Origin of the sequence: Enterococcus sp. DIV1420a, from assembly GCF_051712165.1 — a bacterium.
Lineage (GTDB): Bacteria > Bacillota > Bacilli > Lactobacillales > Enterococcaceae > Enterococcus > Enterococcus faecalis.
In genome coordinates this window covers 1,457,469-1,469,130 of the sequence record NZ_JBIOOI010000002.1, presented here as the reverse complement: position 1 = coordinate 1,469,130, position 11,662 = coordinate 1,457,469, and the positions used below count along the sequence as shown (strand labels likewise).

At 34.7% G+C, this 11,662-nt stretch carries 18 protein-coding genes; 17 read left to right on the top strand and 1 reads right to left on the bottom strand.

The window, feature by feature from the left end; translation table 11 throughout:
* The 11 genes from IGI80_RS18410 to IGI80_RS18360 form a co-directional block, all read left to right on the top strand.
* Positions 1 to 282, top strand: a 282-nt coding sequence (locus IGI80_RS18410) for a hypothetical protein (protein ID WP_438724241.1), incomplete at its 5' end; no start/stop codon positions are given.
* Between the two features lie 145 nt (positions 283 to 427).
* The gene (locus tag IGI80_RS18405; RefSeq protein WP_438724240.1) at positions 428 to 2,755 is read left to right on the top strand and encodes a hypothetical protein; all 2,328 of its coding nucleotides are present in this window, start codon (positions 428 to 430) and stop codon (positions 2,753 to 2,755) included.
* A 228-nt stretch (positions 2,756 to 2,983) separates the two neighbouring features.
* Complete coding sequence (locus IGI80_RS18400) at positions 2,984 to 3,370, top strand: hypothetical protein (RefSeq protein WP_438724239.1); 387 nt, start codon at positions 2,984 to 2,986, stop codon at positions 3,368 to 3,370.
* Positions 3,371 to 3,447: 77 nt separating this feature from the next.
* A complete protein-coding gene (locus tag IGI80_RS18395) occupies positions 3,448 to 4,800 on the top strand; it encodes an ATPase, T2SS/T4P/T4SS family (RefSeq protein WP_438724238.1) in 1,353 nt (450 codons plus the stop codon).
* Positions 4,769 to 5,581, top strand: coding sequence for a hypothetical protein (locus IGI80_RS18390; RefSeq protein WP_332115426.1), 813 nt, complete (start codon positions 4,769 to 4,771; stop codon positions 5,579 to 5,581). Before IGI80_RS18395 ends, IGI80_RS18390 begins: the two co-directional genes overlap by 32 nt.
* A complete protein-coding gene (locus tag IGI80_RS18385) occupies positions 5,578 to 6,300 on the top strand; it encodes a hypothetical protein (protein WP_438724237.1) in 723 nt (240 codons plus the stop codon). Before IGI80_RS18390 ends, IGI80_RS18385 begins: the two co-directional genes overlap by 4 nt.
* A 10-nt stretch (positions 6,301 to 6,310) precedes the next feature.
* On the top strand, positions 6,311 to 6,670 hold the full coding sequence (locus tag IGI80_RS18380; protein WP_438724236.1) for a hypothetical protein: 360 nt from the start codon (positions 6,311 to 6,313) through the stop codon (positions 6,668 to 6,670).
* Between the two features lie 21 nt (positions 6,671 to 6,691).
* On the top strand, positions 6,692 to 6,835 hold the full coding sequence (locus IGI80_RS18375; RefSeq protein WP_438724235.1) for a hypothetical protein: 144 nt from the start codon (positions 6,692 to 6,694) through the stop codon (positions 6,833 to 6,835).
* Positions 6,836 to 7,000: 165 nt separating this feature from the next.
* On the top strand, positions 7,001 to 7,183 hold the full coding sequence (locus IGI80_RS18370) for a hypothetical protein (protein ID WP_438724056.1): 183 nt from the start codon (positions 7,001 to 7,003) through the stop codon (positions 7,181 to 7,183).
* A gap of 965 nt (positions 7,184 to 8,148) precedes the next feature.
* Positions 8,149 to 8,397, top strand: a complete 249-nt coding sequence (locus IGI80_RS18365; protein WP_438724234.1) for a hypothetical protein — start codon at positions 8,149 to 8,151, stop codon at positions 8,395 to 8,397.
* An 11-nt stretch (positions 8,398 to 8,408) separates the two neighbouring features.
* Positions 8,409 to 8,639 carry a hypothetical protein gene (locus IGI80_RS18360; protein WP_438724064.1) on the top strand — a complete coding sequence of 77 codons (231 nt, stop codon included), beginning with the start codon at positions 8,409 to 8,411 and terminating at the stop codon, positions 8,637 to 8,639.
* Between the two features lie 10 nt (positions 8,640 to 8,649).
* Here the strand turns inward: IGI80_RS18360 and IGI80_RS18355 are convergent, their stop codons facing one another.
* Positions 8,650 to 9,141: a hypothetical protein gene (locus tag IGI80_RS18355; RefSeq protein ID WP_438724066.1), complete on the bottom strand. Its 492-nt coding sequence runs from the start codon at positions 9,139 to 9,141 to the stop codon at positions 8,650 to 8,652.
* 58 nt (positions 9,142 to 9,199) lie between these two features.
* Between IGI80_RS18355 and IGI80_RS18350 the strand changes: the two genes are divergently transcribed.
* The 6 genes from IGI80_RS18350 (at position 9,200) to IGI80_RS18325 (ending at position 11,643) form a co-directional block, all read left to right on the top strand.
* Positions 9,200 to 9,445, top strand: a complete 246-nt coding sequence (locus IGI80_RS18350) for a hypothetical protein (protein WP_438724068.1) — start codon at positions 9,200 to 9,202, stop codon at positions 9,443 to 9,445.
* 176 nt (positions 9,446 to 9,621) lie between these two features.
* The gene (locus IGI80_RS18345; protein ID WP_438724069.1) at positions 9,622 to 10,125 is read left to right on the top strand and encodes a hypothetical protein; all 504 of its coding nucleotides are present in this window, start codon (positions 9,622 to 9,624) and stop codon (positions 10,123 to 10,125) included.
* Positions 10,126 to 10,168: 43 nt separating this feature from the next.
* The gene (locus IGI80_RS18340) at positions 10,169 to 10,495 is read left to right on the top strand and encodes a hypothetical protein (RefSeq protein ID WP_438724070.1); all 327 of its coding nucleotides are present in this window, start codon (positions 10,169 to 10,171) and stop codon (positions 10,493 to 10,495) included.
* Complete coding sequence (locus IGI80_RS18335; protein ID WP_438724071.1) at positions 10,495 to 10,899, top strand: DUF961 family protein; 405 nt, start codon at positions 10,495 to 10,497, stop codon at positions 10,897 to 10,899. The genes IGI80_RS18340 and IGI80_RS18335 overlap by 1 nt, the downstream gene beginning before the upstream one ends.
* A gap of 145 nt (positions 10,900 to 11,044) precedes the next feature.
* Positions 11,045 to 11,197, top strand: coding sequence for a DUF6906 family protein (locus tag IGI80_RS18330; protein WP_438724072.1), 153 nt, complete (start codon positions 11,045 to 11,047; stop codon positions 11,195 to 11,197).
* 140 nt (positions 11,198 to 11,337) lie between these two features.
* On the top strand, positions 11,338 to 11,643 hold the full coding sequence (locus tag IGI80_RS18325; protein WP_438724073.1) for a hypothetical protein: 306 nt from the start codon (positions 11,338 to 11,340) through the stop codon (positions 11,641 to 11,643).
* Positions 11,644 to 11,662 lie beyond the last annotated feature (19 nt).

The window sequence follows — 11,662 nt, the reverse complement described above, 5'->3', positions numbered from 1 at the left end:
TCAACTACAACACCGGCAGAAACGCCAGCACCGAAACCAGTTGAAGCAACACCAGTACAACCAGCAGAACAACCAAAATCAAATCAACCAGCATCAAAAGAGATACCAGCTGAATTACTTTTAGATGAAGATGTCGCAAAAATGTGGGGTGTTTCAAGAGAAAATGGCTGGATTCCAACACCTTATCCAATGGGTAGTCCTGAATTAGCAGGATGGCTTGCGGATAATGGATACACTGGTTATTGGGGTCATGGCACTGATTTTATTCAACCTTACCTCTAATCTCAAGTGTTAGAATTTAAATATTTTGATAACAACGGCTTTCCATAATAAAAAATGGAAGGCTGTTTTTTATTGTGTAATAATCTTTAAGTTAGACGATGTACTGATCAATCATAAACAAATAAAAAGGAGGGCATAAAAAAGAGTGAAACTAAAACAATCTAAACAAAAACTTTGGATATGGTCGTTACTCATTTTTCAATTAGTGATAATAGCTTTTACAACAGTAGTAGCTAATGCTGCGATTACACATCCTAACGGAGTAACGATTGAATATGACGTGAATAGATTATATACCTTTAGGGGAACTAATTCTAATGGAACGCCATTTTATACTGTTTCAACAGGTTTATTTGCGGTTAGTGGGAATACTAGAACACCCGTGTTTTGTATAAATCCAGGGACAATAATTATTAATTCAGTTACACCAGGATACACATCTAGTTCAGTACCTACCATGAATGATAAAGCGAAAATGACTAGTGTGCTTTGGAAATATGCGGGCACAGATATGGACACTGAAATGGTTGCTCAAGCGATTATTTGGGAAGAAGCAAATGGCAAAAAAATTACTTCTATAATGAAACCTAATGGGTTATTAATGACTAACTATAGTTTAATTAAACAAAAAATTAATAAAGTTATTACGGATTACCATAAAAAACCAAGTTTTAATAATCAAACGATTAAGGTAGCGGTAGGTGAATCAGTTACTTTAACTGATATAAATAACTCAGGATTATTTCGTTTTGATACATTAGCTAAAACAAAGAATATGGCTAATGTTGGTTGGAAAATTAACGGAAACAAGTTAATTATTACTCCTAATAAAGATTCTAAGGTTAAAGGAGACTTAGTTATAACTAAGTCAATGGATATAGGTATTCCTGTTGTATATAGAAAACCAGAACAACAATCAGTTATTGCTGGTGCTATAAAAGATCCTAATTTTTTTAAAATCAACATTGAAGTCATAAAAACAGCGCCAATAGTTGTTGAACATCGAGATAAAGTTACGAATGAGTTATTGAAGACAACGACTGAAACCAAAACCATTGGCAGTAACTATTCGTATAAGCCGAGTAATCCATTGAAAATAAAAGACAAAACATACATTCCACAAACCACTACTCCCAAGACTGGTACGGTCAAACCTCGGGGGAATAAAGTGGTTTTTTATTATGATCTGGAACGTACGATCACGATTTCTCATGTGGATAAACGGACGAATGCCCTGATCGTACCAAAAACAGTTGAAAAGAAGCGTCGTGGGCAAAAATACACGTATAATCCTAGAAAAGATTTGAAAAAAGGGACGTACTCTTATCGTGTGTTAACCCCAAATCCAGTAAATGGCACAGTGGGCGGCAATAATATCAATGTGACTTTTTATTACGATTTACCTTTAATGGATATTGGGTTTAAACACATTGAAATCCATACGGCGAATGCTAAAAAAGGGTTACCGCTGAAACTATTAATTGATAAAACGGCGTTATATAACGACACCAGAAACGAATACGCGCAACAAAAAGTAACCGTTCAAGTAACCGATATAACCACTAGACAAGGGGTTTATGAACAAAGCTTTACGTTACGTGATCTACCCAAAGAAATAACCACTACCATTGCGCCTAAATTCTTAACGAAGAATCAACAACATAATTATGTAGTGCGGTTATTAGGTTTGAAAACCGGAGAGATTGTTTCAAAAGCAGAAAAAATCGATACTGATGGTTACACGGCTTCGGAAAAACAAATCAATGTTACGCCTAAAGACACACCAAACATTGATTATAAAGGGGTTATCATGACTGAAAGAGATTACGGTCAACCGATGGTGAAAAAGATGGAACAATTCACCATGCATAATGTTAAATTAGAGAATCAAAAAACAGGATATGGCTTTAATTATACGGTGCGACCTTTTTATGGTAACCAGTTATCAGTAACGGGTATCAAAGAACCAAGTTTTGACTTGTTTGTAGACCGACAGTTAATGGAAAAAACGTTAAACTATCCCATTGTTGATAATAAAGTTAAATTATCGCTAGAACCAGTTCGACACCAAGTGGATAAAAAAATAATGTTAAGTCAACAAGAATTACCAACGGTTTTTCTTGAAAAAGAATCAGGAAATGTTTTCTCAGAAAAGCAAAAACAGAAGAACGATCCAGCGATTAAAGAACCCTTGGTTCCTGGCGGTCGCAAGGTCTATGTTCCTATGTGGATTGACTTAGGAAACTATGACGTTATCTTACAATCAAGAGAACCCATCGGGGTCAATGAAATCCAAGTGAAAGTAACGGATCAATTGCCGGTTAAAGCTTATATGTTTGGTCACGTGAAATCACCATCAATTAAACAAGATGAAATTATCTTATCACCGGCTCGTTCCGATAATCCATTCCCTAACGGTGTACCTAAAGACTTTACCGAATCAGATCTGAAATGGTTCAAGGATGAAAAATAGATCGTCATTAGTCTTTAGGGGACTAAACTAAAAAAAGAGAAAGGAGACGATCGTCGAATGTTTATTTTTACTTATGAAGAAGAATACGACTGGTTTATTGGAGGTGTGTATTTTTCTTTTCTTGCCTATATCTTGTTGCTTATAGCGAAAGTAGAAAAAACTTTGTAAAATAGCGCATCATCGTTTAATAACGAAGAAAAAACAAATAATTGAAAGGAAAAAAACAGAATGAAAGATATAGCCACTATATTTGGGATCTTATTGTTTATTTGTTCGGTGGGATTGGTGTTAGTGTTTTACCAACAAAACGCCAATAGCCAAGACAGTGTCTTTCTGGCAGTAAATGAAACGGTTAAAACAGAAGTAGCCACGCATGTATCCAAAGGCGATAGTCGGGTAAATGTCGGTGAACTTTATTTAGATATACCACAGTTTGAAAAAGAGACGGTCGAAAAATTATCTCAGCCGATTGGTTCAAAAGTGACTGCTGATCAAGTTACTTTCCGTTACTTAAAAGGAACCAAAGGGCAAATTAAAGCGGTTCGAGCGCTTATTAAAGCAGGTAAAAAAGAATATAAAACCACGATTGTCGTGGATACGCACCATGGCTTTTAAGCACCATTGAAAAAAATAGCAAGCGATCCTTTCACTAAATGAGAGGGTCTATTTTTTATGAAGAAAAGAGGGATACAGTGGATTTTTTAAAATCAATAAAGCCTAAAAAAATAGCGGATAAACCAAAAAAACAACCCATTAAGCCGCCAAAACAAGCAGAAATCAAACCAGTTCAACCCGAGCCACCAGCACTTGATCCAGTAATAGAAGCAAGAATTATTCAAGCGGTGAACGATGGTATTCGTAGACGATATGCCCGTTTAAAAATTGCTTGTTTAACCAGTGAGAAAGCTAAAAAAGAATTACGTCAGATTATCTTAGAAGAGTTTCAAGCTGAATTAGAAGGACACAATGAACTAGTAGATAAGATTTTACGAGAAAGCGTTGGGTTAGGGGTCATTGAAGAGGTCTTACAAAACCCAACGATTACGGACATTGTTTATAACGGTACGGAATTAGTGATTGAATCGAATGTAAGCAAATGGATACATGATACGCCGGTTCCTTTTGAATACATGGAAAAAATTGTTCATAAGTTAGCGAATGCTAGCGGGAAAGAATTTACTACCAAAGACCCCGTGTTAGATATCCAATTCCATAATTTACGGGTGAATGCCGTTCATAGTAGTTTATCGACGGTTGGTTTAACTGTAGCCTTTCGGATTTCTCGTAGTGCGTTAGTCCTGACCGAAGAAAATTTCCCGGAAATGGCGCCCATAAGGGCGTTAAGCTTATTACAAGCGTGTGTACAAAGTATGTGTAATGTGGTGCTATCTGGTGAAACTGGCGCTGGTAAAACGGAGTGTCAAAAACTATTAATTCAGGCGATTCCTTTTGGACAAAGGATTGCGTTAGTGGAAGACGTCCAAGAATCACACGTAAAAGAGTTATTCCCGGAAAAAGACATTCTAGCATGGCATAGCGGAGAAAAGACTGGCATTAGTGAATTAATCAAAGCGGGACTACGTAACAATCCGAAATGGATCATGGTCACAGAAATGCGGTATGCCCGGGAAGCTTATGAGTGGCTACAGGGGATAATGACGGATCATAAAAGTATCACTACGATTCATGCGGTGTCAGCGAGCGATATTCCTGATCGGATTTTAAGTATGATTTTAGAAGAATTTCCGGTCAATGAAGAGCGTTTTTTGCGCAATATAAAGAAATACATTGATATTGGGGTTCAAGTAAGTGTGCGGGTAGTAAATGGCAAAAAGATTCGTTATATTAACGAAATTATGTATATTACCCCAGAAAAGGACTATCCCTTGTTCTCACAACGTTGTACGAAGGATGGGCATTTATACCCGACTTTTTGTACTGCATTACCAAGTGAATTAGAAGAACGTTTTGTTGATTACGGGGTGACCTTTGATATCGGGGAGGAGGAAGGGCATGTTTCAAAAGAAAAAGCGGTACGCCATTGATGAATTAAACGCCTATAAAATTGCTTATGGGCGGCCGATTGCCAAAGAAGATTATTTCTTGAACATTGTTCTGCCGGCTTGTTTTGGTAGTGCCATGATTTTCTTATTGTTAAACAGTTGGTTACTGATGGTGCTGGTGGGTCTGGGCTATGCTTTTTACGGGTACCGTGTGTTGTTTCCTTTAAACATTCGCCGATTCTATATGCATAAGGCCTTTGATCAGCGCAATCGTTTTATTAACAATTTGACTCAATTACTCTCCGATCCTACTATGAGTTGGTTTATTGCTTTACAAAGAGCAACAGAACGTTGTGAGGGCGAATTTAGAGAAGATTTAGACCAGTTGTTAGTTGAACTACAAGAAGCTTCTAGCAATGAAATTAGCCAACATTTTCAACGGTTTGCAGAAAAATATAATAACGATGTTGTATTTAGTTTGTTTATTGAACAAGTGGAGACCGTGGCGTTAGAAGGTCGCACCAATATTGATATGATTCGTGATATTAAAACCTATCATAATCAGTTGCGGGAACAAACCAAGCAATTTATGAAACGTAAAAAAAGAATTGTGGACCAATTGGTCCTCTACGTAATCATGAGTAGTGCTATTTTACTGATCTTTCACTTTTTCCCACTGGGCTATGAGGTCTATCTTAAAAGCTTTGCCCATTCATTGATTGGTTGGATTACCAGCGGGCTTTATATGCTTGTATTAACGCTCCATCTGCATAAATCATGTCACTGTTTTTATGATGACGAAATTATGGAGGTGACGGTATGAGTAAGCTTTTAAGAAAAATAAGTGAACCCTTTATTTACCGTATGGGTGAAAAAATGGGGTATTCAGAACAAGAGATCAATACTTTCCAATTAAAACGGATCGGCCTTAGCCTGCTTTGTTTTTGGTTAGGGATTGGTCTTTTTAAGTTGTTGGGCTTTTACGGTTTAGGTGGTTGCTTTTTATTAGGTATTCTTTTCTGGTTAGACCAGCGCAAACGATTGATTAGCCGCTATAAAAACTTCTCATTTGTGCGACAAGTTTCTTTTTCTAAGTTTTGTCGGATGTTGATCCCTTATCTGTTAGTAGAAAACCAAGGAAAAAGTCTATATGCCATCTTTAGTCATTTAGCGAAACGGATTGAAGGGGATAGCTTACAAGAGCCATTGTATCAATTGTTAACGGATATGAATGACTACCCTAATGAAATTGAACCCTTTATTCACTTTGCAGAAAATTGTAGCGGCACGGACGAGGCCATAAACTTTATGACCACCTTATTTTATTTTCAACAAAGTTCAGATGATCCTACGATTATTCAAGAATTAGGCCGCTTAGCCAATGATGAATTATTTGCGGGAGTAAAAGAAATTGTTGATATGAAAGTACGGCGTTTTGGGAAGTATCCGATGTTCGTTGTTTTCTCATTAGGGGTGCCTATGTTTGGTATGATGGGGGCTTTTGTGTGGGAAATTATCAAAGGGAATTTATTAATGAAATGAGGGGGAATCTATGGATAGCTATGTATCATTGTTCTTTAAACTATTAATTGGTGCCATGGCCATGTTTTTATTTTTAGGTGCCTGGAGCGTCGGGATTGCCTTATCAGATATTTCTAATTATAAGCAACAAGTCAATTATGCCATTGAACAAAATGGCGGCTTGACGCCCAATGCTTTAACTTATTTAGCCAAGTATGAAGCTAATGAGAGTCATGGGCATTACAAAATCAGTAGTAAACAATTAGGAAAAAAAGTGGGCTTTGGCGAACGCGTGACTTATGAAATTACTTGTACGTTCCCTACTTATCTGCCAGCACCTAAAGAAGTGACCCAAACGGTAACGGGGATGGCAACTTCACAAGTGCGGTAAAAAGAGAGTGAGGCGAACCTAATGGAAGAAGAGACCCAAGGTCTGATGATTTTAATAATCAGTTGTTTTTTTGTCGGAGTTGTAGCTGTGGTCGTTAATCATTATCACCCGGAACTGTTAGAGAAGGTGGCTGATTTTTTAATGAACCGTCCGACAAAATTTTAGAAAGGAGATCGTCTGATGCTTATTCATAGTAGTTATGATGAAACGAGTAATCAAAGTCAGCGCTTGGTCGCTTTCTTTTTAGAGCCACCTTAACTGTTTAGCGACGCTAGGTCGGTTTTAAAAAAAGAGCAATAAAAAATAAAATCAGGAAGTGAGGGAATAAGCATGGAGAGAGAAACGAGTATTTTAAGTTGGGTTATTTATACCGTATTGATTAGTGCCATTATTTTTACCGTGGCAAAAGTTGTTTTTCCAGAATTAACCAATCAAGTGTTTGATTATCTAAAATCATTAATTCCAGTGGCGTCTAGTGCCGCGTCCAGTGTTATGTCTAGCGTTGTAAGATAACCTTAAATAATAAGATTATACGACCGAGTGGCTATTCATAGAAAAAATATGTCATAGTCCATTCTTTTTTAAAACAGGAATGAAACACCTATTTTTTAACATGAAATAGGTGTTTTTATTATTTTGAAGCAAAAAAGTGGTTCTCTTAAACAACTGTCAAACTAGGAAAGGATAACAGAAAGAGCTTTTCTGTAGGAAAATGGTATGTCAATTTTAGTTTATTTAATGGGTAAAGTATTTGTGTTGAGTCTCCTCGCCGGAGTGTTATACTTGTTTACTTTTGTAACTGTATGTCTTCCACTTGAAAGAACCAAAGAACTTAAAAGAGTCAAAAGAAAATTACCACTATCCGGTGCAGGCTTATTTTACTTTTTCGTAGCTATGCAACTCCTATCTTCTTGGCTAAGTGAATTATAAAGAAGACTTATATAAGAAAAAAAGAAAGGATAACAGAAAAATTTTTTTCTGTAAGGAATCATATGGAAATCGTTATTCGTGTCATTTTAGTAGCAGTTATTTCATTTTTTACTGCGGGTTTTTTTTGGTTGGAATATTTTGAAGATTGTAAAACGAAAAATGATAAATCCTGTTCGAAAGCAGATATGATAGTCAGTTGGGTTCTCTGGTTTTTCAGTGTTTTGTTTATGTCTTATTATTATTAGCTGTACAAGTGTTTTATAAGTAAAGGAGGTAATGATGGAGGTTGTTATTTTTACCTTTAAGTTTTATGTAGCATTAGTTATTTTTTTACTTAATTGCAGGTTTTTTTATTTTCAAGCAGAAGTTGTTAGTGTTTTGCGTTGTGAAAGACCCTGGATTGTTCGATTACTTATGTTTATGCATTTAAGCATTCTATTTGGATCAGCTTGTTGTGTGTATCTGCTATTTAAATAAAAATAATGAGTAAAGCAGATTAGACATTCTAGTCTGTTTTTTTTGTATTCAAAAAGCAAAGGAGGAAAGTCATGAAAGAAGAAGTATTACTTTTCGCTGAGAGATTTGTTGAAGGCATGAAACGTCAGAAAAAAGCCTTCTCTATGTCAGATATAGAAAAGAGCTATAATTTAGAACGTAAAAAAAATGGGAAGCCTGCTGTCAAGTTAACTAATATGGAGCGTTTAACCCTTGTAAGTCGCTTGTTAAGAAAACAACTTTTACAGCGAACGTATAAAAAGACAACTGATCCTAAATGCTGTCAGGTTTTGTTTTTCTAGGAGGATTGAAAATGAATAAATGGGACAAAAAAATGTGTTGGTATATAGTTGTTTTCTTATTTTTCAACACGGTGAATACATTGTTTTTCTATTCTTTAATTTATGTTTTAAGAATTAAGGTGACGCATTTCTCTTGGCTGTTCTTTTTTGGATTATTCTCGTTTTCTGTTTGGTATCTGTTGTTTGTTATTTTTGTTGTATTGATTGCTTTTTGTCCTATTATTCAGGATTCGGCTGACTGAGCGATTGGATTTAGTTGTGTTTAAACTCTAATTTCAACCAAATAAAAATAAAATAATAACATTGTAAAGAAAAGTATAAATTTCCAAATAAAAAGCCTTGTATGGTCCAATTAAAAATAAAATTAGAGAATTCTGGGTGATTGATCTTATCAATAACAGTTAAATCTGCGAATTGTGTGAGAATAGTGCAGAGTAAGGTTAAAACAGCTAGTAACTCTTTAACGGATAAAATAAATAATTTTATTTTCTTTTTCTTTTTAATAGATTTATTTAAAAAAACAGAAATGGCTGTTAATGAAAGTGCAAAACACCAAAATAGTATTTTGTATATTGATTTGGTAGTTAAGTTGTTAAAAAAAGAGAATGAATAAATAACAATCGCAAAAGAAAAAAATGATATTAAGTAGAGAATACAAAAGTTTGCTAGAATGTCGCTATGGTTTTTATAAGCATCAATTATTTTTGTTTTGTTTTTCTTATTAAATATCATCTTAAATATCACCTTAAATATCATCTGGTAATTCACCTTTCTTTTAAATATTGATAGGAGTTGAGTTTTATTGAAATTAATTGGCAGTATTGTGTGTTACGTTTTGCGTGTTCTATTATTTCTTATCCCTCATGCTGTTCTTATATTTTTTGTTTTTTCGGGGTTATTTGATGATATAGCAGAAGCAACTGTTTGGCAAGATCATTTTTTTAGATTCGCGTTCTCTGTACTTGCTCTTTTTTATTTGTTCTTTTATGCGCTTAGTTTGGGTGTAATGTTTCCATATATTAATGGTGATTCTGAAGAGGATTCATAAAAAAGCAAGTAAGTGAGGGAGGTGATGATTTTTTAGTTCGAAAAAATTTTTAACATGTATAAGTATATTTTTAGTTTGCTAAAATAGCAGTCGATCTTTCGAATGTAAAGAGCGGCTTTTTTGATTTGAAAAATACAAAGAAAGGCTAGTGCTGATACTAGTTAGGTACAAAAATAATGAGCACAGTAGATGTACGAGAATTAATTGAAAAGGATCAATTTTTTATTGGAAGTTATCCGAATAATTTTTCAGTGGGTCGCTGGTTCTCTGTCGAAGAGTTGGCCAATTCTTCCTATGGTCGTATTCATAAAGAATATTTAGAACGTTTCAATCCTGGTCAAGCGGCCGAGTTAGAATTAGGAGTATTTGATGTAGATAATGCTTCTGGTCTTTGGCGTGGAGAATATGAGGTGTCGCGTTTGCTTCATTTAATTAAGGAAATTGATGCTACAAAAGATTATGAAATTGGAGTTGATTTCTTTGAATTTGAAGAAGGAGAATTTCGTTGTCTAATACCAAATCCATATGAAGCGGCTAGAATGGTTTATTTTGGCAATATTCGTAGCTGGGATGATGACTATCTTCGTTTCAATGGCTATGGCAATTTAGAAAGTTTATCTGAAGCAGAAGCAAAAGAGTTAAAAAGAGAGGCAATCAAGGATTTGGGTATTTTCCAATAACATGATTGCTTTAATAAAAATTAATTGAAAGAAGGAAATTATTGTGTCAAGTAGAATTCAAGAAATTGCATTAAGTGATAAAAATTTAGGAAGTAAAATTAAAGCTGCTTTTAAATCAGAACGTGATATTAAGGTGGATGGTGCGAAAGTTAGAGGCCGTGTTTTTGCTGCTTCAAGTGAAAAACAACGTGACTTTGAAATTTTTGTTCCTCATTTACGAAACTCACAAATGTTTAATGGTCGTGAAGAAATAAAACTAATTGATCCAGTAGCACGAATCAATGTAAAGCGTAATAACATTGGGAATAGTCGCTCAATTGACATGGTAGTTTATGCAAAACGTTTAGAAGTTGTAGGAGGTAATAAATAATGGGATTAACATTTGAAAATAACACGATTGAAAATTTTGATGTAACAGGAACATTCGGTACGATGAATTTCTTAGAAGTAGTTGCTATTAACGAACGAGATGGTGAAAATAACATTACTGACGAAGTTCGTGAACAAAGAGTAACGGTTTATTCTAGCAAATTAAATGACCAAGTAGAAATTGCAATTGATTCAGACTATGACGTTAGTGGTATCAATTATGATGATGAAATCGAGTTGACTGGACATGTAACGGCTCGTGGGTGGCTTAATGCTTATAAAGGGTATAATGACGATATACAAACAGAACAAGCCTTTAAAGTGCGTGCAGTAGGGATTAAAAAAGTAGGAATTGTCAAACCAACGCCAGCACCTCAAGAAAAAGAAAAACAAGAAAAAAAATAATTTACTGAAAGAAAACGGTATTTGGATAAATCGGTAAACCGATTGTTAGTTATTAAGGGCATTCTAACGAGTGCCCTTTTTATTATTAATTTGTGTCGGCAAAGCTTGCTAATAGACATTAATAATAAAGAATAGGAGTGGTTAAATGAAGCATGGAAAGTGCCCATTTAGAAAAGAAAAAGAGTTATTAAAAAGTCATAGATTGAACCCAATGAATTGGTTAGTCGAAAGGCGGCTGAAGAGTAGTGTTATTTTTCTTCATAAAGAAAGTGGTAATTTGAAAGAAATACATTATTAGAAGAGGTTTATGGTATGCAAGTGAACTACTCACCACTTAGCTAAACCTGACAGTTTTTAACGCTTGAAGTGGTGAGTAGTTCACATATAAAAGAATGGAAGCTTTTGAAAAATAAGTGAAAGGTGGTGTCTTGTAAGTTAATGAGTAGTCTGTCGAAAAAAATGGAGCAGAAACAAGTAAAATATCGATCATTTTTGCAAAGAAGAATTCGTATATATCGTGGTTGGCAAAGTTTCGCTTACTATAATGAATTGTACTTAACGTTGTTTGATGAAACATGTCATAATCTTATTCAATTCTTATTGCTAGAGGAGTCTTATTTTGAAAGTGAACAAACAATTTTGAAATTATTAGATAGTTTTTTGGATCAATTAGTTCGAGTTTATGATCTAAAGTTTTATGAGGGTTTTGAAAAGAAAGTTTATTTTGAAGAGTACCCAGTTTAAATTATAAAAGGGAAAAGTA